At 71.7% G+C, this 21,735-nt stretch carries 21 protein-coding genes; 8 read left to right on the forward strand and 13 right to left on the reverse strand.

All coding sequences use genetic code 11. The annotated features are described in order from the left end of the window. Positions 1-72: 72 nt before the first annotated feature. The 3 genes from ABZ193_RS30360 to ABZ193_RS30370 are packed head-to-tail and all read left to right on the forward strand — an operon-like array spanning position 73 to position 3,413. Positions 73-1,425 carry an iron-containing alcohol dehydrogenase gene (locus tag ABZ193_RS30360; RefSeq protein WP_354712399.1) on the forward strand — a complete coding sequence of 451 codons (1,353 nt, stop codon included), beginning with the start codon at positions 73-75 and terminating at the stop codon, positions 1,423-1,425. A gap of 3 nt (positions 1,426-1,428) precedes the next feature. Continuing rightward, the gene (locus ABZ193_RS30365; RefSeq protein ID WP_354712400.1) at positions 1,429-2,766 is read left to right on the forward strand and encodes a histidine kinase; all 1,338 of its coding nucleotides are present in this window, start codon (positions 1,429-1,431) and stop codon (positions 2,764-2,766) included. Next, positions 2,766-3,413: a response regulator transcription factor gene (locus ABZ193_RS30370; protein ID WP_027936198.1), complete on the forward strand. Its 648-nt coding sequence runs from the start codon at positions 2,766-2,768 to the stop codon at positions 3,411-3,413. Before ABZ193_RS30365 ends, ABZ193_RS30370 begins: the two co-directional genes overlap by 1 nt. Before the next feature lie 36 nt (positions 3,414-3,449). On the opposite strand, the gene ABZ193_RS30375 is transcribed toward ABZ193_RS30370, so the two are convergent. The 8 genes from ABZ193_RS30375 to ABZ193_RS30410 all read right to left on the reverse strand — a co-directional run bounded on the left by ABZ193_RS30375 (position 3,450) and on the right by ABZ193_RS30410 (position 12,426). Continuing rightward, a complete protein-coding gene (locus tag ABZ193_RS30375) occupies positions 3,450-4,064 on the reverse strand; it encodes a GPR1/FUN34/YaaH family transporter (protein ID WP_027934347.1) in 615 nt (204 codons plus the stop codon). 29 nt (positions 4,065-4,093) lie between these two features. Beyond that, entirely contained in the window at positions 4,094-4,969 is an 876-nt protein-coding gene (gene mftM / locus ABZ193_RS30380) for a mycofactocin oligosaccharide methyltransferase MftM (RefSeq protein ID WP_020420250.1), read from the reverse strand. Further along, positions 4,966-6,468, reverse strand: a complete 1,503-nt coding sequence (locus ABZ193_RS30385) for a VWA domain-containing protein (protein WP_354712401.1) — start codon at positions 6,466-6,468, stop codon at positions 4,966-4,968. Before ABZ193_RS30385 ends, mftM begins: the two co-directional genes overlap by 4 nt. 9 nt (positions 6,469-6,477) lie before the next feature. Then, complete coding sequence (locus ABZ193_RS30390; protein ID WP_354712402.1) at positions 6,478-7,509, reverse strand: MoxR family ATPase; 1,032 nt, start codon at positions 7,507-7,509, stop codon at positions 6,478-6,480. 63 nt (positions 7,510-7,572) lie between these two features. Next, entirely contained in the window at positions 7,573-8,865 is a 1,293-nt protein-coding gene (gene mdo / locus ABZ193_RS30395; protein ID WP_017984507.1) for an NDMA-dependent methanol dehydrogenase, read from the reverse strand. Positions 8,866-9,079: 214 nt separating this feature from the next. Then, positions 9,080-9,439 carry a DUF779 domain-containing protein gene (locus tag ABZ193_RS30400; protein ID WP_027934342.1) on the reverse strand — a complete coding sequence of 120 codons (360 nt, stop codon included), beginning with the start codon at positions 9,437-9,439 and terminating at the stop codon, positions 9,080-9,082. Continuing rightward, on the reverse strand, positions 9,439-10,956 hold the full coding sequence (gene adh, locus ABZ193_RS30405) for an aldehyde dehydrogenase (RefSeq protein WP_020420254.1): 1,518 nt from the start codon (positions 10,954-10,956) through the stop codon (positions 9,439-9,441). The genes ABZ193_RS30400 and adh overlap by 1 nt, the downstream gene beginning before the upstream one ends. Before the next feature lie 264 nt (positions 10,957-11,220). Further along, positions 11,221-12,426, reverse strand: coding sequence for a GAF domain-containing protein (locus ABZ193_RS30410; protein WP_354712403.1), 1,206 nt, complete (start codon positions 12,424-12,426; stop codon positions 11,221-11,223). A gap of 131 nt (positions 12,427-12,557) precedes the next feature. Here ABZ193_RS30410 and acs point away from each other — a divergent pair, with 131 nt between their 5' ends. The 3 genes from acs to ABZ193_RS30425 are packed head-to-tail and all read left to right on the forward strand — an operon-like array spanning position 12,558 to position 15,719. Beyond that, a complete protein-coding gene (acs, locus tag ABZ193_RS30415; RefSeq protein ID WP_354712404.1) occupies positions 12,558-14,363 on the forward strand; it encodes an acetate--CoA ligase in 1,806 nt (601 codons plus the stop codon). After that, positions 14,350-15,093 carry an excalibur calcium-binding domain-containing protein gene (locus ABZ193_RS30420; protein WP_237339977.1) on the forward strand — a complete coding sequence of 248 codons (744 nt, stop codon included), beginning with the start codon at positions 14,350-14,352 and terminating at the stop codon, positions 15,091-15,093. Before acs ends, ABZ193_RS30420 begins: the two co-directional genes overlap by 14 nt. After that, positions 15,090-15,719, forward strand: a complete 630-nt coding sequence (locus tag ABZ193_RS30425; protein ID WP_354712405.1) for a class F sortase — start codon at positions 15,090-15,092, stop codon at positions 15,717-15,719. The genes ABZ193_RS30420 and ABZ193_RS30425 overlap by 4 nt, the downstream gene beginning before the upstream one ends. Here the strand turns inward: ABZ193_RS30425 and ABZ193_RS30430 are convergent, their stop codons facing one another. Genes ABZ193_RS30430 through ABZ193_RS30450 form a run of 5 tightly spaced genes read right to left on the reverse strand, consistent with a single transcriptional unit; the run spans position 15,720 to position 19,357 of the window. Next, a complete protein-coding gene (locus tag ABZ193_RS30430) occupies positions 15,720-16,943 on the reverse strand; it encodes an ABC transporter permease (RefSeq protein ID WP_354712406.1) in 1,224 nt (407 codons plus the stop codon). Continuing rightward, positions 16,940-17,077, reverse strand: coding sequence for a hypothetical protein (locus ABZ193_RS30435; RefSeq protein WP_354712407.1), 138 nt, complete (start codon positions 17,075-17,077; stop codon positions 16,940-16,942). Before ABZ193_RS30435 ends, ABZ193_RS30430 begins: the two co-directional genes overlap by 4 nt. Next, positions 17,074-17,751 carry an ABC transporter ATP-binding protein gene (locus tag ABZ193_RS30440; RefSeq protein WP_354712408.1) on the reverse strand — a complete coding sequence of 226 codons (678 nt, stop codon included), beginning with the start codon at positions 17,749-17,751 and terminating at the stop codon, positions 17,074-17,076. The genes ABZ193_RS30435 and ABZ193_RS30440 overlap by 4 nt, the downstream gene beginning before the upstream one ends. Then, positions 17,748-18,827 (reverse strand): peptidoglycan-binding protein, encoded by a 1,080-nt coding sequence (locus tag ABZ193_RS30445; protein ID WP_354712409.1) that lies wholly within the window; start codon positions 18,825-18,827, stop codon positions 17,748-17,750. Before ABZ193_RS30445 ends, ABZ193_RS30440 begins: the two co-directional genes overlap by 4 nt. Then, positions 18,824-19,357, reverse strand: a complete 534-nt coding sequence (locus ABZ193_RS30450; protein WP_354712410.1) for a hypothetical protein — start codon at positions 19,355-19,357, stop codon at positions 18,824-18,826. Before ABZ193_RS30450 ends, ABZ193_RS30445 begins: the two co-directional genes overlap by 4 nt. A 119-nt stretch (positions 19,358-19,476) precedes the next feature. Between ABZ193_RS30450 and ABZ193_RS30455 the strand changes: the two genes are divergently transcribed. Then, entirely contained in the window at positions 19,477-20,133 is a 657-nt protein-coding gene (locus tag ABZ193_RS30455; RefSeq protein ID WP_354712411.1) for a response regulator transcription factor, read from the forward strand. Then, positions 20,133-21,251 carry an ATP-binding protein gene (locus ABZ193_RS30460; protein WP_354712412.1) on the forward strand — a complete coding sequence of 373 codons (1,119 nt, stop codon included), beginning with the start codon at positions 20,133-20,135 and terminating at the stop codon, positions 21,249-21,251. Before ABZ193_RS30455 ends, ABZ193_RS30460 begins: the two co-directional genes overlap by 1 nt. Positions 21,252-21,735 lie beyond the last annotated feature (484 nt).

Below are 21,735 nucleotides of genomic sequence, written 5' to 3' on the forward strand. Positions count from 1 at the left end.
GCCACCCGGACAGTGTGTCGGCCGTCACCTCAGGGGGTAGCGTCGAGGCGGTCGAAGGACGAGGAGCACCCCATGCCACGACTGTCCGACCTGCCGAAACTGCCCGGCGCCGTGGCCGGCGCTGTTCTCGCGGACAGCCCCCGTCACGTACCGTGGGAGCGGTCGCCGCGCCGCCGCGGGGACCGTGAGCCGCGGGAGGTCGCCGTGACGGGCAGGGTCCTCGACAAGTCCGAGCGCCTCACCGGACCGTGCGTCGCACGGACCCGGTCCGAGCCCGCCGAGCTGGCCAAGTTCCACGTGCCGGAAGTCGTGTTCGGCCCGGGTTCGCTCGCCGAACTCGGCCACGCCGCCCTGCGGGTGGGCGCGCGGCGCCCGTTCGTGGTCACCGACCCCGGCCTGATCGAGGCCGGCTGGGTCGACGAGGCGGAGAGCCACCTGCGGCTGGCCGGGCTGCGGCCGGTGGTGTTCTCCGGTGTCACCCCGAACCCCAAGGACCACGAGATCGAGGCCGCCTACCAGCAGTACGCCTCGGTCGGCGCGGACGTGATCATCGCGGTCGGCGGCGGGTCGTGCATCGACGCCGCGAAGGGCGTGGCGATCCTGTCCGGCAACGGCGGCACGATCCTCGGCTACGCCGGAGTGGACAAGGTGGTGCAGCCGATCCCGCCGCTGGTCATGGCCCCGTCGACGTCCGGCACCGGCGCGGACGTGTCCCAGTTCGCGGTCGTCACCGACACCACGCAGCACACCAAGATCACGATCATCAGCCGGACGCTGGTCCCGGACATCTCGATCGTCGACCCGCGCCTGCTCATCACGATGCCGGACGAGCTGAACGCGGCGACCGGGCTGGACGCGCTCACCCACGCGGTCGAGTCGTTCGTGTCCCGCGCGCACAACCCGCTGACCGATCAGCACGCGCTGCACGCCGCCACGCTCATCACCCGCAACCTGCTGCACACGATGGTCCACCCGCGGGCGGCCGACCCGCGCATCGCGATGGCTCAGGGCGCGCTGGAGGCCGGGATGGCGTTCACCAACGCGATCCTCGGCATCACCCACGCGATGAGTCACCAGGTCGGCGGCCTGCTGGACGCCCCGCACGGCGTGCTGAACGGCGTGCTGCTGCCGCACGCGATCCGCTTCAACGCTGCCACCGAGCCGGAGCGGTTCGTCCCGCTGGCCGCGGCGACCGGGATCGACGTGGCCGGCAAGCCCGCGGACGAGGTGGCCGAGCTGTTCGCCTGCCGGGTGCGGGAGCTGGCCGACGCCGTCGGCGTGCCGCGGGGGCTGGCCGCGCTCGGCGTCACCGAGGCCGACATCGACACCCTGACCCGCACCACGCTGCAGGACGCGTGCCTGGCGACCAACCCGCGCACGGCGAGCGCGGCGGACGTGGCGGCTCTGTTCCGGCAGGCGCTGTAGACCATGACGACGGAGAACTACCTCGGCGCGCTGACCGGTGTGCGATCGGGCAAGCGGTCCTTCTACCCGGAGTACGTGCGCACGGCGGAGCGGCTGGAGCGCGCGGTCGGCGCCCTCGACCGCATCTCCCGCGCGCTGGTGCGCACCGGTGAAGGCCCCCGGGCGCTGGTCGAGGCGGTAGTGCGGGCCGCGGCGGAACACGTGCAGGCGGACTGGCTGCTGTTCGCGGTCGCCGACGGCGCGCTGCGCGCGGCGCGGCCGCGGTTCCTGCTGCTCACCGGCGGCGAGCTGGTCGAGGACGAGCGCCTGTTCCCGCCCGACGCGCTCGCGCACCTGCGGATCCTGCGGAGCAGGCCGTGGGAGGCCGGGGACCCCGCCGAGTCCGGGGTGCGGGTGCCGATGACCCTGGACTGCGAGCCCGTCGGCGGGATCGCCGCCCGGCCCGCGCCCGGCATGGACATCGCCGACACCGACCTGGCGGTGCTGCGGGTGCTGGCCAACCAGGCCGCGGTCGCGCTGCACAACTCCTACCTCGTGCACGCCACCATGCAGCTGCGCGGGCGGACCGAGGCGCTGTCCGAAGCGGCCGAGCAGCAGGCGCGCGACCTGGCCGCCCGCAACGCCGAGCTGCAGGAGACGCAGCGCAGGCTGATCGAGGTGATGCAGCGGCAGGCGCTCGACGACGAGCGGCACCGGATCGCGCGCGAGCTGCACGACAGCGTCACGCAGGACGTCCTGTCGGCCGGGATGATGATCGAGATCTGCCGCGCCGAGATGACCGAGCCGGGTGCGGACCTCGCTGCGCTACGGGAGAAGCTCACCGGGGCGAAGGACCTGACCCGGCACGCGGTGGAACGGCTGCGCGCGGCGATCTACGCGTTGCACCACTCCGAGTCCGAGCCGTCCGGCTCGCTGCCGGTGCTGCTGGAACGGCTGTCCACAGTGCACCTGCCGACGGACCTGACGGTGAGCGTGTCGGTGCACGGCGAGCCGGTCCCGCTGCCCGGCGAGGCCGAGCACTCGCTGCTGCGCATCACCGGCGAGGCGCTGTTCAACACCGTGATGCACACCAGCGCGGCCCGCGCGCGGATCCGGCTGGACTACCGCGCGGACTCCATCCGGCTGTCCATCGCCGACGACGGGGACGGTGATCCGGCGCAGCTGCGCCGGATGCTGCGGCTGTCCTCGGCGACGGACCTGGCGGGTGCGCACCGCGGGCTCGCGAACATGCGGGCCCGTACCGAGGAACTGGGCGGGACGCTGTCGATCCGGCGGTCCCGGATCGGGGGGATCCTGTTGCTGCTGGAGATACCGCTGCCGCTGGACACGGAGGCGGCGTGATGATCACGGGTGAGCGGACGTTGAAGATCGTGCTGGTGGACGACCACGCCATCGTCCGGCAGGGGTTGCGGTCCATCCTGGAGCGCGAGGAGGACATCACCGTCATCGGGGAGGCGGCCACGGCGGCCGAAGCGCGCGCGGTGGTCGAGCGGACCCGTCCGGACATCGTGCTGCTGGACCTGAAGCTGTCGACCGGCTCCGACACCGAGGGCCTGGAGATCTGCTCGGAGCTGACCGCCCGGTACCCGGACCTCGGGGTGCTGGTGCTGACGACGTTCCTCGACGACGCGCTGGTGGTGGAGGCGATCCACCGCGGCGCACGCGGTTACGTGATCAAGGACGTGGACACGACCGGGCTGGTGTCGTCGATCCGGGCGGTGGCGCGCAACGAGAGCGCGTTCGACTCGCGGTCCGCTTCGGCGATGGTCCGGTCGATCCGCACCGCGCCCGAGGAGCCGGTGCTGACGAGCCGGGAGCAAGGGGTGCTGGAGCTGCTCGCGCGCGGGCTGAGCAACCGCGACATCGGCTCGCGGCTGTTCATCTCCGAGACGACGGTGAAGTTCCACGTCCGCAACATCATGCGCAAGATCGACGCCTCCAGCCGCGCGGAAGTGGTGTACGAGGCGAGCAAGCGGGGCCTGATCTGAGGCACCGGGCGGGGTGGCCCGCCCGGTGCCCCGGCCTCAGCGCAGGACCGGACGGCCCAGCGGCAGGCCGCGACCGCCGGTCGCCGTCGACAGGGCGCCGGCGAACAGGTAGACGCCGACCGCGGTGAAGGCGAACACGACGTACCCGCCTGCGGTGGTGGCCGAGGTGGAACCGCTCACGGTGCCGTAGAGCACCAGCGCGAGCGCGATGTCGATCAGCGTGAACAACAGCGTGAACGCGGCTGGCAGGCGCAGGGTCCCCAGCGTCAGCAGGACCACCGTGACCAGCCAGGCGATCAGGAACAGGCCCTGCGTGGCGACCGCGGCGTCGGCGGTGATGCCGAACCAGCCGTGGATCAGGCCGAGCACGAGCGCGGCGTAGCTGAGCCAGAAACCGGTGAACACGCCGAAGACGGCGGCCACCGCGTTCTGGCCCAGCGCGGCCGCCCAGACGGCGGCGACCAGCTGGCCCAGGCCGGTGGCGGGCAGGATGATCGCGATGGACGCGCCGACGGCGCCGGCCGGGACGTAACCGGTCAGCACCAGGCCGAGCGCGATCGCGCCGACGATGAAGGTGGGCACCCCGATCAGGGCCGGATCGCCCGTGATCTCGGTGCGGACGGGGGCTTCGGTGGCAACGGCAGTGGTCATCGTGTGCTCCTCGTTGAGCGGTAACGCGGTCAGGCGGGACGGCGGTCCAGGATCAGCCAGCCACCGTGGAAACCGGAGACGCGGTGGCGCCATCCGCTCGCCGACCCGAGTCCGGTGAGCGTCGCGAGGTCGAAGCGGCGCACGTGACCGTAGTCGGCGTTGGGGACCTCCTCGAAGGGGACGGCGACGACGACCCGGGACCGGGCCAGCCGCTGGGCCTCGGCCAGCACCGCGGCGCCGGTCGCGGGATCGAGGTGCTCCAGCAGGTGCACGACCGTCACGGTGTCGACGCACCGGTCCGGCAGCGGCACCCGCGCCGCGTCGCACACCATCGTGCGCAGCGGTGTGTCCATGGCGGCGGCGACCGTCTCCAGCACCCGCATGGTTCCGGCCACGATGTCGGAGGCGATCACGGTCGTGCGCGGGCGCTGCGCGAGCATCAGCGCGAGGAACCCGAAGCACGAGCCCAGGTCCAGCACGCTGCCCGGCGGCACGAGCCGCAGCACCCGCGCGTACACCGGCGCGATCCCCGCGATCAGTCCGGGCGCGGTGCGGGGATCGCGCAGGTGCTCCAGGGTGTTGGCGTAGAAGGTTTCCCAGGCGCGGGCCGGGTCGGGCACGGTGCTGCGGACGACGCCGCAGAACACGCGCTCGAAGATGTCCTGGCCGCACAGCCAGCCGGGCGTGAACAGCTCGTCGATCAGCAGCGCGGTCAGGCCGTTGTGCAACTGGTCGGGACGCAGGCAGTGGCTCACCTCGATGCGCCGCCCGGCGCGGTGCAGCCGGAAGTGCGGGGTGCGCACGACCGCGGACCGCCCGTCGTCCTCGGCCCGCACCACGCGCACCAGGTCGTCGAGGTACTCGGCGACCGGGAACGGCGCGAGCGGGTCCAGCGCGGCGGTCATCGGGTCACCAGGTCCAGCGCGACGCGGTCCAATCCGGACAGATCGCGGACGACCCGGACCTTGCTGCAGTACTCGGCGTAGGCGGGCAGGTCGCAGCCGCCCAGTCCCCACGAGTAACGCGGCTCGGGGGTGAGCCAGATGGTCTCCCGCGCGCGCCGGGAGATCTCGGCGAAGGCGCCCAGGTTCGGGTCGTTGCCGTTGCCCCGCCCGTCGCCCAGCACCAGCACGGTGGTCCGGCGGGTCACGGCCGACGAGTGCTCGGCCAGGAACTCGCCGAACGCGGCGCCGTAGTTCGAGTTGGCGTCCACGTCGAGGACGTCGCCGCCGAAGATCAGGCCGAGCGCGCGCTCCACCGAGTGCTCGGCGAACAGCTCGGTGGTCTCGGCGATGTCGTCGACGAACGCGAACGAGCGCACCTGCGCGAACAGGTTCTGCAGGCCGTGCACCAGGTGCAGGGTGAACCGCGCGGTGGCCCGCACGGACAGGCTGACGTCGGCGAGCACCACCAGCCGTGGCCGGTCCTCCGCGCGCCGCACGGTGACCGGGCTGAACGGGATGCCGTCGAAGCGCATGTTGCGGCGCATGGTGCGGCCCGGATCGACCCGGCCCGCGCTGGCGATGCGCCTGCGGTGCGTCAGCGCGCCGCGCAGCGACGACGCGAGCCGGCGCAACGACTCCTCCAGTTCGGCTCGCTCGCTCTCCCCGGCCTGGTCGACGTGGGCGGCCCGCTTCTCCCGCGTCTCGACGACCGTGTTCTCCAGCTCCAGCAACGCTTCCAGGTGCCGTTTCAACGCCTCCGGCAGGTTCTCCAGCACCCCGGCGAGGCGGCGGCGCAACTGGGCTGCGTCGTCCTCGTCGCCGTCCGCGGCCTGTTCGAGCCAGCCGAGCAGCGCGTCCTGCTCGGCGATGCTCAGCTCGGCGTCCACCTTCGTGCCGGTCTCCTGGGACAGCCGGCCGGGCGCGCCCGCGCCGTGCAGGCGGTCGGTGTCCAGCTGCACCCGGTAGCCGGCGTCGCCGGCGACGGCGTTGTCCGTGGAGAACACGATCTCGTCGGTCATCGAGGCGAGGTCGATCTTGTTGGCCTCCTGGTGCAGGTTGTACTGCTGCGCCAGGTCCGACTGGTCGAAGAAGTCCCGGATGTCGCTGGGCTTGCCGTGCTCGTGCCCCTGCTGCGGGGTCTCGCTCGGCTCTTCGGAGAGGGTGAAGCTCTCCAGCTCGCCGGTGTCGGACAGGTCGTCGTGGCTGTGCCCGTGGCCGTGCCCGTGCTCGGACGGCCCGACCCGCACCAGCGCGAAGAAGGCGTCGAAGATCTCGTCGAACGCCGGGTCGTCGCGGTGGTCCTTGACGAGCGCGAGCCGCAGCGCCTCCTTGAGCACGGCCCGGTCGGCGAGGATGCCGGGCTCGGCCGCGCAGCGCAGGGCGTCGATGGTCTCCGGCACCGAGATGCGGACGTCCCGCAGCCGCAGCAGCCGCACGAACCGGTGCAGACTGGCCTCCATCGCGTGTCCCTAGGACCGCCGGCCGAACGACCGGCTGCCGCGGTCGGCGCTGACCTTCGGCGCCTCGTGCGAGTGGCCGTGGCCGTGCCCGTGTCCGTGGCCGTGCAGGGTCTCGGGCACCTCGGCGTTCGGGTCGACCAGCCGCGGCAGGGCTTCGAGGGCCTTGCGCACGTCCTTGTCGTACTTCACCACCACCGACACGGTGTCCGACAGCACCGGCGCGGTCAGCTCGTCGGCCCCCAGCACGGCGAGCGTGCGCGCCCAGTCGATGGTCTCCGAGATGCTGGGCGACTTGCGCAGTTCCAGCTCACGCAGGCCGCGCACGATCTCCACGAGCTGGCGGGCCAGCGCCTCGGGCAGGCCGGTGTCCTTGCTGCGCACGATGTCCAGCTCACGCTCCGCCGACGGGTAGTCGAGGAACAGGTGCAGGCAGCGGCGTTTCAGGGCGGCGGCGAGGTCGCGGGTGTTGTTCGAGGTGAGGATCACGTACGGGCGGTTGCGGGCGGTGAACGTGCCGATCTCCGGCACCGAGATCTGGTACTCCCCCAGCATCTCCAGCAGCACCGCCTCCAGCGCCTCGTCGGCGCGGTCGATCTCGTCGATCAGCAGCACCACCGGTTCCTCGGAGCGGACCGCCTCCAGCAGCGGGCGCGCGGCGAGGAAGCGTTCGGAGAAGAACACGCTCTCCTGCGCGCCGATGCGGTCGACCGCGTCGTGCAGGTCCGGCGCGTCGGCCACGAGCTGGCCGATCTTCTCGCGGAGGATCTGGGTGTAGAGCAGCTGCTTGCCGTAGTCCCACTCGTAGAGCGCGCTGGCTTCGTCCTGGCCCTCGTAGCACTGCAGGCGCAGCAGCCGCCGCCCGGTGGCCGCGGCGAGCGACTTCGCGAGCTCCGTCTTGCCGACGCCGGCCGGGCCCTCCAGCAGCACCGGCTTCTCCAGCCGAGTCATCAGGAACACCATCGTCGCGAGCCGGTCGTCGGTCAGATAACCCTGCGCCGCGAGCGCCTTCCCCGCCTCCTCGACGGAGTCGAATGCGGTCACGCCAAACCCTCCTCGGTAGGGGTGCCGGGGGCGGCCCCGTCCAGCCCGCCCCCGGCGGTTGAGTCAGCTGAGCAGGTCGTCCAGGTCGCCGTTCATGCAGTGATCGACCACCGGACGCACGGTCTCGAAGGTGCATTCCTTGGCGTTGCCCGGCGTGCAGGCGTCGCCGAGGACGTGGTTCGTGATGCGGTCCACGTCCTCGTCGTCGCCCTTGATGACGCTCGCCTGCTCGTAGAACTTCGTCGGGCCCTGGCCGAGCCGGTTCTTCGAGTAGCTGTCCTGGGTGACGTCGGTGAACTTCTCCGGGATGCCCACGTCGCGCAGCAGCCGGATCGCGGCCGCCAGGGCGGCGTCCGCCGCCTGCACGTCGGTCATGCCGTGCGTGTCCACGCCCATCGCCTCGGCCATGTCGGCGAACCGCTTGTACGCCACCGGCATGTTGAACGCCCACACGCGCGGCAGGGCGATCGCGTTGTTCAGGCCGTGGTGGGTGTCGTAGAAGGCGCTGACCGCGTGCGAGATGGAGTGGATGATCCCGAGCCCGCCGGAGTTGAACGCCTGCGCGGCGATGTACTGCGCGTACATCATGCCCTCACGGCCGGACAGCTCACTCGGGTTCCAGGTGGCCTGGCGCAGGTTCTCCGCGGTGAGCTTGATGGCCCGCAGCGCGTTGCCCAGCGACGGCTCGAAGTTCAGCCGCGACACGTACGGCTCGGAAGCGTGGGCCAGCACGTCGAAACCGCACTGCGCGGTGTAGTCGATCGGGCAGCTATAGTACAGCACCGGGTCGTCGATCGCCAGCGTCGCGACCGAGGCGTCGTCGAACGCCACGTACTTGTGCGGGTTGTCCGGGTCGGTGGTGGTGTCGGTGATGACGTAGGCCCACGACGTCTCCGAGCCGGTGCCGGCGGTGGTGGACACCGCGATGTGCGGCGGGTTGCGCGGGTTCTCGGACTTGTTGAAGCCCTCGAAGTCGTTGACGTTGCGACCGTCGTGCGCGACCGAGATGCGGGCGCCCTTGCAGGCGTCGTGCGAGGAGCCGCCGCCGATGGAGACGAAGCTGTCACACTTGTTCTCCTGGTACAGCTTCACCGCGTCCATGACGTTGTAGTCCTTGGGGTTGGACTCGACCTTGTCGTAGAGCACGACCTCGAGCCCGTGGTACTTCATCGACTCGGTGATCTTGTGGACGATGTCGGACCCGCGCAGCCCGCTCGTCATCACCAGTGTCTTCTTGAAGCCCAGCTTCAGCGCCTCCGGGCCGATCATCTCGTGGGCCCCGGGGCCGAGGAGCGCCCGCGGGAACGGGTGGAACTCCTTGATGGGGAACGGCTTCAGCAATTCGTCGACCTGCATGACGCACTTTTCCTTCCTGCGCGACGAGCGACTGTGGTGACGCGCACACCGAAGCTAGCTCCCCTGGCACGGCGCGGAAACGCTTGTGGCGCAATACTCCTCGCCCGGCACGCGACTCAGCACGACCGGCGGGGCGCGCACCTGCCCGATCGGACAGGTGCCCGTGGACGCGAAAAAGGCCCGGACGCGGGGTCCGGGCCTTCTTCGCGGTTCTTCAGTTGTCCAGCAGGGCCAGTTCTTCGTCGGTGAGCAGGCGGGACCGGATCAGGAAGCGCACGCCTTCGGGCGCCTCCAGCGAGAACCCGCTGCCCCGCCCGGCCACGACGTCCACCGTCAGGTGGGTGTGCCGCCAGTAGGCGTACTGGTCGGCGCTCATCCAGAACGGTGTGCCGTCGCCGACGTGGCCGAGCAGCACGTCCGAGTCGCCCACCCGGAACTCGCCGTCCGGGTAGCACATCGGTGCGCTGCCGTCGCAGCAGCCGCCGGACTGGTGGAACATCACCGGTCCGTGCTGCTCGATCAGCCGGCGCAGCAGGGCGACCGCGGCCCCGGTCATCGAGACCCGTTGCACCATCAGAAGAAGCCGAGCTTCTTGGCCGAGTAGCTGACGAGCAGGTTCTTGGTCTGCTGGTAGTGGTCCAGCATCATCTTGTGGGTCTCGCGCCCGATGCCGGACTTCTTGTAGCCGCCGAACGCCGCGTGCGCCGGGTAGGCGTGGTAGCAGTTCGTCCACACGCGACCGGCCTTGATGCCGCGGCCGAGCCGGTAGGCGGCGTTGCCGTCGCGCGTCCACACGCCGGCGCCGAGGCCGTACAGGGTGTCGTTGGCGATCTTCAGCGCCTCGTCAACGGAGTCGAACGTCGTCACCGACACCACCGGACCGAAGATCTCCTCCTGGAAGATCCGCATGTCGTTGGTGCCGCGGAAGATCGTCGGCTCGATGTAGTAGCCGCCGGGGTGCTCGGCGACCTCGCGAGCGCCACCGCCCGCGAGGACCTCGGCGCCCTCCTTCTTGCCGATGTCGATGTAGGACAGGATCTTCTCGTACTGGTCGTTGCTCGCCTGCGCGCCGATCATCGTCGACGGGTCGAGCGGGCTGCCGCCGCTGATGGCCTTCGTGCGCTCGATGCAGCGGCCGATGAACTCGTCGTAGATCGCCGAGTGGACCAGCGCACGCGACGGACAGGTGCACACCTCGCCCTGGTTGAGCGCGAACATCACGAAGCCCTCGACGGCCTTGTCCAGGTAGTCGTCGTCGGCATCGGCCACGTCCGGCAGGAAGATGTTCGGGCTCTTGCCGCCCAGTTCCAGCGTCACCGGGATGATGTTCTCGCTGGCGTACTGCATGATCAGCCGCCCGGTGGTGGTCTCACCGGTGAACGCGATCTTGGCGATCCGGGAGCTGGACGCCAGCGGCTTGCCGGCCTCGATGCCGAACCCGTTGACGACGTTGAGCACACCCGGCGGCAGCAGGTCGGCGATCACCTCGATCACCTTGAGGATCGACGCCGGGGTCTGCTCCGCGGGCTTGAGCACGACGCAGTTGCCTGCCGCCAGCGCGGGCGCGAGCTTCCACGCGGCCATCAGGATCGGGAAGTTCCACGGGATGATCTGGCCGACCACGCCCAGCGGCTCGTGGAAGTGGTAGGCGACCGTGTCGGCGTCGATCTCGGCGATGCTGCCTTCCTGCCCGCGGATGGCGCCCGCGAAGTAGCGGAAGTGGTCGACGGCCAGTGGCAGGTCGGCGGCCAGGGTCTCGCGGACCGGCTTGCCGTTCTCCCAGGTCTCGGCCACCGCGAGCTCTTCGAGGTGGTCCTCGATGCGGTCGGCGATCTTGTTCAGGATGTTGGCGCGCTCGGTGGTCGAGGTGGCGCCCCACTTCTCGGCGGCGGCGTGGGCCGCGTCGAGGGCGAGGTCGATGTCGGCCGCGGACGAACGCGCCACCTCGCAGAACACCTTGCCGTCGACCGGCGACGGGTTCTCGAAGTAGCGTCCCTCGGCCGGTGCGACCCAGTCACCGCCGATGAAGTTGTCGTACCGCGCGGCGAAGCTGACGACACTGCCGTCGGCACCGGGCTTGGCGTAGGCCATGGAAGCACTCCATTCACTCGATCACATCGGTGTGATGGGTGCCACCGTGCCGTTTCCGAGTTGGGGAAACGTTGGGATCCTCGAAGTCTGGCGGCTTGCGTAGCGGTGCCGGTAGCGGAACCTGAGGCGGCCCCTCGCTGTGGGATCGCCTCCTCATGAACGCCGGTTCACCACGTCGGCGCTGTCCTCGCGAGGAGCCACCTCAGAACCCGCGGCGGTGCAAGCTGCGAACGTGGCGGAAGCGGCTCCGCCACATTGCAAAGCCTAATCGCGCAGGGCCTCGTGCAGGCGAGCCGCCGCGATGCCGCGCCGCCCGTCGCCGGGGCTCAGCAGGCGGTGCGCGTGCTCGTGGACCTGCAGGTCGAACGGGTGCCGCTCGCCGTAGGTCAGGGCCAAGTCGGGCTCGCGCGAGGCCAGCACCGCCTCCCGCACGGCGACCTCCAGGTGGTCCCGCCACCGGGTGATGCCGGGCGCCTCGGACGCGGGCAGCAACGGCCCGGTGTAGCGGCGCACGGCCGTGGCGGTGTCCCCGGCCTTGAGCGCGGTCAGCACCTCGACGGCGTCGCAGTCGATCGGCGCGGTCAGGGCGTAGCGGCGGTTCGCCAGCGCGCCGCCGAGCATGCGCCGCAGGTGGGAGGCCTCGGCGCGCAGGGTCGTGCTGGTGACGGGCAGGTCCCCGTACAGCGCTTCGCGCAGCCCGTCGGGCGAGAAGCCGCCGGGTTCGAGCGCGAGCAGGGTGAGCACCTCCAGCTGCCGCGGCGACAACCGCAGCGGTATGCCGTCGAAGGTGGCGCTGCCGGAGCCCAGGCAGGACAGCCGGATGCCCGGGGCCGCGGGCGCGCTGACGTGCAGCCGCGATTCGATCGCGGTGACGAGCGTGCGGACCGTCGACATGGCCAGCGGGTGCGACCGGTCCCAGGTGGTGGACAGGTCCAGGACGCCGAGGTGGCGGCCGCGCGGGTCGCGGATCGGGGCGCAGTAGCAGACCCAGCCGTGCAGGGCCGCGACCAGGTGCTCGGCGGAGAAGACGCTGCTCGGGCGGCCGGTGCGCAACGCCAGCGACAGGGCGTTGGTGCCCATGTCCGGCTCGTCCCAGCGGCCGCCGGGCGCGAAGTTCACGCGCTCCGCCCGCCGCCGCATGACCCGTCCGCCGCACGTCCACAGGATCGTGCCGGACTCGTCGGTGACGGCGGCGACGAACCCGGCGTCGTCGGCGATGCTGCGCAGCTCGTCGGCCAGTTCGGTGACCGGGGCCCGCAGCGGCGACTCGCGCCAGCGGGACCGCACCTCGTCACCGGCCGCGGGCGCGCTGTCCCGTGACGGATCCACGATGGACAGCGAACGTGCCCAGGATTCGGCCACTTCGCTGCGCAGTTCCAGGGTTTCCGGGCGTGCCTGAGCCGGCACCCAGCGGGCCCATTCCCGTTCCAGGGCCGCGCGGCGCTGGTGGAGCGCACTACGCTCTGCCATTTCCGCGACCTCGTCGTCCTCGTGCTTCCGGCGCGATGGTGCTCCATGATGCCTGACGATCGTCGCGGGCGCACCTACCCGCACGGAGGGTTCCAACGTCGCGCCAACGTTGGGCGGTCAGGCTCCGCGGCATGGACTTCTGGGCTGAGCAGGCGCAACGGTTGCACTGGGACGTGCGGTGGTCGGAGGTTCTGGACAACTCCGGCGCGCCGTACGCGAAGTGGTTCACCGGCGGCAGGCTGAACGTGGCCCGCAACTGCGTGGACCGGCACGTCGAGGCCGGTTTCGGGGACCAGGTGGCGATCCACTGGGTCGGCGAGCCCGGTGACACGCGGGACATCACGTACGCGCAGTTGCGGGACGAGGTGTGCCGGGCGGCGAACGCGCTGGCCTCGCTCGGGGTGCGGGCCGGTGACCGGGTCGCGATCCAGCTGCCGATGATCCCCGAGGCGATCGTGGCGATGCTGGCCTGCGCGCGGCTGGGGGCGCCGCATTCGGTGGTGTTCGGCGGGTTTTCGCCGTCGGCGCTGCGGTCGCGGGTCGACGACGCCGAGGCGAAGGTCGTGATCACCGCCGACGGGCAGTACCGGCGGGGCAAGGCCGTGCCGGTGAAGGCCGGTGTGGACGAGGCGCTGGCCGGGTCGGCGGTGGAGAAGGTGGTCGTGGTGCGGCGCACCGGGACGCCGGTGTCGATGGGCGAGCGGGACGTGTGGTGGCACGAGCTGGTCGGCCCGCAGCCGGCCGCGCACACCGCCGAGGCGTTCGACTCCGAGCACCCGCTGTTCATCCTGTACACGAGCGGGACGACGGGGAAGCCGAAGGGGATCCTGCACACCTCGGGCGGCTACCTCACCCAGGTGGCCTACACGCACGCCGCGGTGTTCGACCACCGGCCGGGCGAGGACGTCTACTGGTGCACCGCGGACATCGGGTGGATCACCGGGCACTCCTACATCGTGTACGGGCCGCTGGCGAACCGCGCGACGCAGGTGGTCTACGAGGGCACGCCGAACACGCCGCACGAGGGACGGCACTGGGAGATCGTCCAGCGGTACGGGGTGTCGATCTACTACACCGCGCCCACGTTGATCCGCACGTTCATGAAGTGGGGCGAGGACATCCCGGCGCGCTACGACCTGTCTTCGTTGCGGGTGCTGGGATCGGTGGGCGAGCCGATCAACCCGGAGGCGTGGCGGTGGTACCGCGAGCACATCGGCGCGGGCAAGGCGCCGATCGTGGACACGTGGTGGCAGACCGAAACCGGGGCCATCATGATCGCCCCGTCGCCCGGTGCCGCGGAGTTCAAGCCGGGTTCCGCGCAGACCCCGGTGCCGGGGATTTCCGCGGTGGTGGTGGACGACGCGGGCAAGGAGGTCGCGCCGGGAGAGAGCGGTTACCTGGTGCTGGACCGCCCGTGGCCGTCGATGCTGCGCGGCGTGTGGGGCGACGACGCCCGGTTCCGGGAAACGTACTGGTCGCGGTTCGCCGGCGCGTACTTCGCGGGCGACGGCGCGCGGTACGACGAGGATGGCGACATCTGGTTGCTGGGGCGGGTGGACGACGTCATGAACGTGTCCGGGCACCGCATCTCCACGGCCGAGGTGGAGTCGGCGCTGGTGTCCCACCCGGCGGTCGCGGAGGCCGCGGTGGTGGGCGCGGCCGACCCGACGACCGGGCAGGGGATCGTGGCGTTCGTGATCCCGCGTGGTGTCGCCGAGGTGTCGGTGCAGGAGCTGCGGGAGCACGTGGCGCGGGAGATCGGGCCCATCGCCAAGCCGCGGCAGATCATGGTCGTGCCCGAACTGCCGAAGACCCGGTCGGGCAAGATCATGCGCCGGCTGCTGCGGGACGTGGCGGAGAACCGCGAAATCGGCGACGTGACCACGCTGGCCGACTCCAGCGTGATGGCACAGATCTCCGGCCGTGTTGTACAGTGAACAACGTCCGAATACCGACATTATCGGGAAAACAATTTCCGGAATTGCCTGCGTAACGTTCGTCCATTCCGGAACGACAAAGCGGCTGAATCGCCCCGAGATCGTTTCTTCGGAAAAGGACGTCCCCATGCGCATGATCAGTCGCGTTCTCGGCACGGCAGCCGTCGCGGGAATCGCACTGCTCGGCCCGGCACCTGCGGTTTTCGCGCAGCCGACCGACATTTACAACTGCGACGACTTCACCTACCAGGAAGACGCGCAGGCCATTCTCGACCAGGATCCCTCCGATCCGCACGGGCTGGATGGCAACGACAACGACGGCGTCGCGTGCGAAAGCCTGCCGCACAAGCCGTCGGGGCAGCCGTCCACCCCGAGCAGCAGCCCTGCCACCCAGGCGCCGCCCGTCACGGCTCCGCCCGAGACGACCACCGCGGACCTCGACTGCGCCGACTTCGCGACCCAGGCGCAGGCCCAGGCCGTCCTCGACGCCGACCGCAGCGATCCGCACCGCCTGGACGCCGACCACGACGGCATCGCGTGCGAGACCAAGTTCGGTGAGAAGAACTCCACCGGCGGCTCGCAGGTGAAGGTCAAGCCGGTCGGTGGCGTGGACACCGGCGGCGGCGACCAGGGCACCGACGCCGGCCCGGCGGTCGCGGTCGGGGCGCTCGTCCTCGTCGGCGGCAGCGCCGGCACCGTGCTGCTCCTGCGGCGGCGCGCCGGCCGATGACCACCGCCCGATGGCGCCGATGGCTCGCGATCGCGGCCATCGGCGCCACCCTCACCGCCTGCGGCTCGCCCAGTGAGCCGCAGCCCGCGCCGGCCGCGCCCCCGACCTCGACGCTGCCGGCGCCGGTCTCCACCACCACCACTGCCCCGGTCAACGGGCCCCTGCCGCACTCCCGGCCGGTCAAGCTGGAGGTCCCGTCGATCGGCGTCAGCACCGGCCCGATCATCGACCTCGGCCTAGCCGACGACGGCGCGCTCGAAGTCCCCGGCGACGCCGTCACCACCGGCTGGTTCACCGGCAGCCCGTCCCCCGGCGAAACCGGGCCCGCGGTACTCGCCGCGCACGTCGACTACAACCACGTGCCCGGCACCTTCAACCGCCTGAAGGACACCAAGCCTGGCGACCAGGCGATCGTGCACCGGGCCGATGGGACCACCGCCGTGTTCACCGTCTACCGCGTCGAGCGGTACCCGAAGTCGCAGTTCCCGACCGACGACGTCTACGGCGACACCGCCGGCCCGGAGCTGCGCATGATCACCTGCGGTGGCGCGTTCGACCGCTCGACCCGCAACTACGCGGACAACGTCGTGGCCTACGCGCGCCTGTCGCAGGCCTATCGGGGCTGATCACGCCAGCGCCTCCGTCGGCGTGAGCCGGGCGGCGCGCATCGCCGGGTACGCGCCGGCGATCGCGCCGACCAGCGCCGCCACCCCGGCCCCGCCGAACAACGCGAGCGGCGGCAGCACCGCGGGCCAGTTCTGGGTGAGCGCGTACCCGGCGGTCACGCCGACCCCGGCCAGCACGCCCACCACCCCGCCGAGCAGGGACAACAGGACCGATTCGGCGAGGAACTGGCCCCGCACCTGCCGCCGCGTCGCGCCCAGGGCCCGCCGGAGCCCGATCTCGCGCCGCCGTTCCAGCACCGAGATCACCATCGTGTTGGCCACGCCGACCCCGCCGACCAGCAACGCGACGCCGCCCAGCGCGAGGAACAACGCGCTGAACGACGACTCGGACAGCCGTTTCGCCACCAGCGCCTCCGACGGCCGCGTCACCTCCACCTCACCCGGCCGCTGGGGACTCAACGTGGCCGCCAGAACCGACCGCACGTCCTCCACCGCGGACTCCTCCGCCCGCACGTACACGGTCGTCGGGTGGCCGCCGAACCCGAGGCGCGCCTGCGCCACCTCCCAGCCGACGAGCACCGAGCGTTCGATCTCCGGCGCGAGCGGCATCGCGTCGAGGACGCCGGCGACGGTGAACCACTGGCCGTCGATCCACACCTGACGCCCGGGTTCCCGCACCCCGAGCCGCGTCGCGGCGACCGAGCCCAGCACCACGACGGGGAATCGCGAGTTCGCCGCGTCGAGGAACGAACCGGCGTGCAGATGTCCATTGAGGACTTGCAGGAGTTCGGGCGTGGCCGCCAGCACGCTGAGCCCGGAGGTCTCGTCGGCGTCGACGTAGCCGGTCCGGCGGACGGTCGCCGACGTGCGCCCGGTGACGGCGGCGGCGGTGACCGGTCCGATGCGCCGCACGAGGGCGACGGAGCTGGTGGGCAGTTCGGCCTCGCCGCCGCCGAGCATCCGCTGGCCCGGTTCGGCGTGCAGGAGGTTCGTGCCGAGCGCGGCGAGCTGTTCCTGCAACGCGCGGGAACTGGACGCCGGGATGCTGACCACGGCCACGATGGCGGCGATCCCGATCGCGATGCCGAGCGCGGAGAGGACGGCCCGCAACGGCCTGGTGCGCACGCCGTGCAAACCGTGACCGAGCACGTCCCGCGGGCCGAGCCGCGTCGGCTTGGGCAGCGGCGCCGGCGCCGGCGCCGGGACGAGGGTGCGCGTGGTCATGCCACCACCCCGCAGCCGACCCGCCGCCGGAGCACTCCAGCAGCGATCCCGAGCGCCGACAGCACATTCCCCGGGCCGAGCCGCGTCGGCTTGGGCAGCGGCTCCGGCGCCGGGACGAGGGTGCGCGTGCTCATGCCACCACCCCGCTGTCCGAGCGCAACTCGCCGTCACGAACCTCCACCCGCCGGGGCATGCCGCCGGCGATCTCGGCCGAGTGGGTGATGACCACGACCGTCGTGCCGGCGGCGTTCAGTTCGCCCAGCAGCGCGAGGATCCCCTCGCCCGTCGTGGTGTCGAGGTTCCCGGTCGGCTCGTCGGCGAGGAGGATCGGCGGCCGGGTCACCACGGCGCGGCCGATCGCGACCCGCTGGCGCTCGCCGCCGGACAGCTCGCCCGGCAGGTGCGCCGCCCGGTGCGCGAGCCCCACCCGCTCCAGCGCGTCCCTCGCCAGTCCGGCCCTCCGCCGTCGCGGCACGCCCGCGTACGCGAGCCCGCTCGCGACGTTGTCCAGCGCTGTCAGCCCCTCGGTGAGGAAGAACCGCTGGAACACGAACCCGATCCACGCCGCCCGCAGGGCCGAGAGCTGACGGTCCGGCAGGGCCGCCACGTCGTGCCCGCGCACCGAGACGGTGCCGGAGCTCGGCCGGTCGAGCGTGCCCATCAGCTGCAGCAACGTGGACTTCCCGGAACCGGACGGCCCGACGATCGCGAGCATCTCACCATCGCACACCCGCAGCGACACGCCCCGCAGAGCCCGCACCCCGCCGGGGTAGGTCTTGCCCACATCGGCCAGTTCGAGCACCGTCACGACGTCGTCACCACCCGCTGGCCCTCGCGCAGATCCCCGCGCACCTCGACCATTCCCCGCGCGAACAGTCCCGTTTGGACGGCGACGAGCCGCGTGCCGTCACCCTCCACGACCTCCACCGCCAGTCCGCCCTCGGCGAGCGCGACCAGCGCGCCAACCGGCACCGCCAGCACGGCCGGACGGTTGCCGGTGGTGAACGTGACGTCCACCGGCGCCGAGTCGAGTTGCCCGGCCGCGGCAGGGTCGTCGAGCGTCACGACGACGTCGATGGTCGCCTCCTCGCCCTCCTCGCCCGGCGTGGCGGTGCTGCCCACCGAGCTGACGGTGCCCCGGGTCGCGCCGCCTCCGGTGATGTTCAGTTCCACCTTGTCGCCCTGCTTGGCGATGCCGCGCTTGCTGACCACGAGCTGCACGGTCACCACTCGCTGGGTCCCGGTCAGCTTCGCGATCTCGCCGCCGGCCGGGTCACCGATCTGCGCGGTCACCGACGCGACGCGCACAGTGCCGGGCCGCACCACGACCGCGTCCGGCGACAGCCGTCCGGTCTGCTCCAGCCCCAGCGCCTTCTGCCACCGCTTCAGCGCCGTCGCGGTCGCGTCGGTGAAGGTCGTGTCGGGCGTGCCGAACCCGGTGTAGCCGAGCGCGCGCAGGTTCTCCTCCAGCACCTGCACGTCCGGGCCCTTCGTCATGCCCGCCGCCAGTTCCCGGTACAACGGGATGTTCCCGTACAACAGCGGCACCGGCTTCGCGTCCACTGTGTACACCGCCTCCCCGCGCTCGATGACGTCGTTCGCCGCGGGCAGGCCGGTGATCGTGCCGGGCAGCTTGCCGGTCAGCGACCGCTCGGCGCCGTAGCCGAGGGTGCCGTCCTCGGTTTCCTGTGCGGCCAGGTCGGTGCGCACGACCTCGGCGGTCGCCGGTGCGGCCGGCCCCTCCGGCAACGCCGTCGCCGGGCTCGCCCCGGCCCGCGCCAGGATCACCGCCGTGCCGGCCCCGAGCAACGCCACGGCCACCGCGCCCGCGCCGATCCAGCGCAGGCGGCGACGGCGGCGCACCTGCTGCGGCCCGGTGCTCACCGTCCACCCTCCTCGTTGTTCTGCGTCTCCGCGCCCGGCGGCGAGTACTGCTGGCACGCCTCCATCGCCGCGGCCATCTTGGGGTCGTCCGGGCCACTGCCCTGGATCCGGATGCCGGGCTCGTCGGCCGTCGGGTCCGGCACGTCCAGGCCGTGGTCCCGCAGGCACTTGGCCATCTGGCGCTGCCTGTCCAGGTCCTCGGGACTGACCGCCTTCGGCGCGCCCCCGTTCGGCAGCAGGTCCTTGCACGCCTCGGTGGCTTCCTCGGCTTTCTGCCGGTCGACGCCCTCCGGGATGGTGATGCCGATGCCGCCGCCGTCGCCGGCCTTCGGGTCCGGCATGTCGACGCCGTGTTCCCGCATGCACTTGGCGTACGCCCGGGCCTGGTCCTCCTCGGTTCCCGCGGCCGCGGCCTTCGTCGTCGAAGCCGGTGACGACAGGGACGCCACCCCGCTGCCGCCTCCGTCCGAACCGCACGCGGTCAGCACCGCCAGCAGGCCTGCGGCCGCCAGCACCAGTCGAACTCGCATCGCTTCCTCCTCTGTCGGAGCCACAGGTCTAGCGAACGGGCGCGCTGGCGGCGTTAAGCGAATTCGCTTATCCCCCGCTTACCCCGGCGCGGGCAGACTGGCCGTGGGAAGGGGACGGGATGCGAGTACTCGTCGTGGAGGACGAGCGGCTGCTGGCGGACACGATCGCCGACGGGCTGCGGCGGTTGTCCATGGCCGTGGACGTCTGCTACGACGGCGATGCCGCGATGGAACGCGTCGGCGTGCACGACTACGACGTCGTGGTGCTGGACCGCGACCTGCCGGGCACGCCGGGCGACGAGGTGTGCCGGGCGCTGCTGGACGACGGCGGTGAGGCGCGGGTGCTGATGCTCACCGCGGCCGCCGGGATCGACGACCGGATCAGCGGGCTGGACACCGGCGCCGACGACTACCTGACCAAACCGTTCGCGTTCGGCGAGCTGGTCGCGCGGCTGCGGGCGCTCGCCCGGCGGGCCCGGCCCGCGCTGCCGCCGGTGCTGTCGCGCGCGGGTGTGGTGCTGGACCTGCCCCGGCACCAGGCGTCGCGGGACGGGCGGCACCTGTTGTTGTCCCGCAAGGAGTTCGCGGTACTGGAAGTGCTGATGCGGGCGGAGGGCGCCGTGGTCAGCGTCGAGGACCTGCTGGAGAAGGCATGGGACGAGCACGCCGATCCGTTCACCAACGCCGTCCGCGTCGCGATCGGCACCCTGCGGCGCAAGCTCGGCGACCCGCCGGTGATCGAGACGGTGCCCGGCGCCGGTTACCGGATCGGCTGATGCGGAACCTGTCGCTGCGCACCCGTTTCTCGCTGATGTTCGGCGCGCTGTTCCTGCTCGCCGGGGCGATCCTGTTGCTGGTCAACTACGTGCTGGTGGCGCGGTACCTGCCGGAGGCGTCCACGTTCACCAGCAGTGAGAACACCCCGGTGGCCGGGTCCGGGCCGCTGCACGTGAGCGGCCCGGACGTGGCTCAGTCCATTTCGGAGTACCGGGATTCGGCGGTGCGGACGCTGATCGTGGTGTCGGGCTTCGCGTTGCTGCTGACCGGGGCGCTGGCCGTGCTGCTCGGATGGCTGATGGCCGGGCGGGTGCTGCAGCCGGTGCACGCGATCACCGCGACCGCGCGACGGCTCGAGGCGGGCAACCTGGACCGGCGGATCAACCTGGACGGCCCGCCCGGCGAGCTGAAGGAGCTCGCCGACACCTTCGACACCATGCTCGACCGGCTCGCCACGTCGTTCGACAGCCAGCGCCGGTTCGTCGCGAACGCCTCGCACGAGCTGCGCACGCCGCTGGCCGTGCAGCGCACGCTGGTCGACGTCGCGATGGCCGAGGACGACGCGAGCCCGGACCTGCAGCGGCTGGGCAGGCAGCTGCTGGTGACCAACGAGCGCAGCGAGCGGATCATCGAGGGCCTGCTGGTGCTCGCGCGCAGCGACCAGGGCCTGGCGAGCAGCGGTCCGGTGCGGCTCGACGAGGTCGCCGACCACGTGCTGGACTCGATGAGCGGGCTCGCGGCCTCGCGCGGGGTTACTCTGCACCGGTCGCTGCGGCCGAAAACCGTGCTGGGCGAACAGGTCCTGCTGGAACGCCTGGTGACCAACCTGGTGCACAACGCGATCCTGTACAACTCGCCGGGCGGTTCGGTGACCACGGAGGTGGACGGGGCGCTGGTCGTGGAGAACACGGGGCCGCCGGTGCCGGCCGAGGCGCTGCCCGGGCTGTTCGAGCCGTTCCGCCGCCTGACCGGCGACCGCACGTCCCACACGAACGGCGCCGGCCTGGGGCTGTCGATAGTCCGGTCGATCGCGCTCGCGCACGACGGTTCGGTGCGGGCGGACCCCGGGACGGCGGGCGGGTTGCGGGTCACGGTGGATCTGCCGGAGGCGCCGTGACCGTGCAGCCGCCCACCGCGGCGGGTCGAGTGGAGTGGGTTGCCGAATCACGGGGAGGCGGGCGCCCTGACCACTGACGCAACCGCCCAGCGCGGTTGAGCGCGAGTGCCGCGCAGCCCAGTTAGGCGGCACGAGCGGCCGACCCGGCCGCCGGGGGATGAAACCGCCCCGGCAGGCCCAGTGACGCGGCGCGGGCGCCCCGACCAGCCCAGCCGCGCGACGCCAGCGCCAAAACCAGCCCAGCCGCACGATACAACCGCCCAACAGCCCAAATCGCGCGGCGCGAGTGCCGGGCCAGCCCAACCGCGCGACGCCAGCATCAAAGCCAACCCAGCCGCACGATACAACCGCCCAACAGCCCAAATCGCGCGCCGCGACTGCCGGGCCATCACGAGTCACGGACACCTTCGTGCGGGGAAACCACGTCTACGCGGACGGCAAAATCCAAGGCGAGCCCACAGGCAAATTCCTCAAGCGCGGCCGC

Origin of the sequence: Amycolatopsis sp. NPDC006125 (assembly GCF_040614195.1) — a bacterium.
Classification (GTDB): domain Bacteria; phylum Actinomycetota; class Actinomycetes; order Mycobacteriales; family Pseudonocardiaceae; genus Amycolatopsis_E; species Amycolatopsis_E tucumanensis.

Excerpts from the sequence above, each read along its gene's own strand:
- ABZ193_RS30360 (WP_354712399.1), top strand. The coding sequence starts at position 73 with ATGCCACGACTGTCCGACCTGCCGAAACTGCCCGGCGCCGTGGCCGGC.
- ABZ193_RS30365 (WP_354712400.1), top strand. The coding sequence starts at position 1,429 with ATGACGACGGAGAACTACCTCGGCGCGCTGACCGGTGTGCGATCGGGC.
- ABZ193_RS30370 (WP_027936198.1), top strand. The coding sequence starts at position 2,766 with ATGATCACGGGTGAGCGGACGTTGAAGATCGTGCTGGTGGACGACCAC.
- ABZ193_RS30375 (WP_027934347.1), bottom strand. The coding sequence starts at position 4,064 with ATGACCACTGCCGTTGCCACCGAAGCCCCCGTCCGCACCGAGATCACG.
- mftM (WP_020420250.1), bottom strand. The coding sequence starts at position 4,969 with ATGACCGCCGCGCTGGACCCGCTCGCGCCGTTCCCGGTCGCCGAGTAC.
- ABZ193_RS30385 (WP_354712401.1), bottom strand. The coding sequence starts at position 6,468 with ATGGAGGCCAGTCTGCACCGGTTCGTGCGGCTGCTGCGGCTGCGGGAC.
- mdo (WP_017984507.1), bottom strand. The coding sequence starts at position 8,865 with ATGCAGGTCGACGAATTGCTGAAGCCGTTCCCCATCAAGGAGTTCCAC.
- ABZ193_RS30400 (WP_027934342.1), bottom strand. The coding sequence starts at position 9,439 with ATGGTGCAACGGGTCTCGATGACCGGGGCCGCGGTCGCCCTGCTGCGC.
- adh (WP_020420254.1), bottom strand. The coding sequence starts at position 10,956 with ATGGCCTACGCCAAGCCCGGTGCCGACGGCAGTGTCGTCAGCTTCGCC.
- ABZ193_RS30410 (WP_354712403.1), bottom strand. The coding sequence starts at position 12,426 with ATGGCAGAGCGTAGTGCGCTCCACCAGCGCCGCGCGGCCCTGGAACGG.
- acs (WP_354712404.1), top strand. The coding sequence starts at position 12,558 with ATGGACTTCTGGGCTGAGCAGGCGCAACGGTTGCACTGGGACGTGCGG.
- ABZ193_RS30425 (WP_354712405.1), top strand. The coding sequence starts at position 15,090 with ATGACCACCGCCCGATGGCGCCGATGGCTCGCGATCGCGGCCATCGGC.
- ABZ193_RS30430 (WP_354712406.1), bottom strand. The coding sequence starts at position 16,943 with ATGACCACGCGCACCCTCGTCCCGGCGCCGGCGCCGGCGCCGCTGCCC.
- ABZ193_RS30435 (WP_354712407.1), bottom strand. The coding sequence starts at position 17,077 with ATGAGCACGCGCACCCTCGTCCCGGCGCCGGAGCCGCTGCCCAAGCCG.
- ABZ193_RS30450 (WP_354712410.1), bottom strand. The coding sequence starts at position 19,357 with ATGCGAGTTCGACTGGTGCTGGCGGCCGCAGGCCTGCTGGCGGTGCTG.
- ABZ193_RS30455 (WP_354712411.1), top strand. The coding sequence starts at position 19,477 with ATGCGAGTACTCGTCGTGGAGGACGAGCGGCTGCTGGCGGACACGATC.
- ABZ193_RS30460 (WP_354712412.1), top strand. The coding sequence starts at position 20,133 with ATGCGGAACCTGTCGCTGCGCACCCGTTTCTCGCTGATGTTCGGCGCG.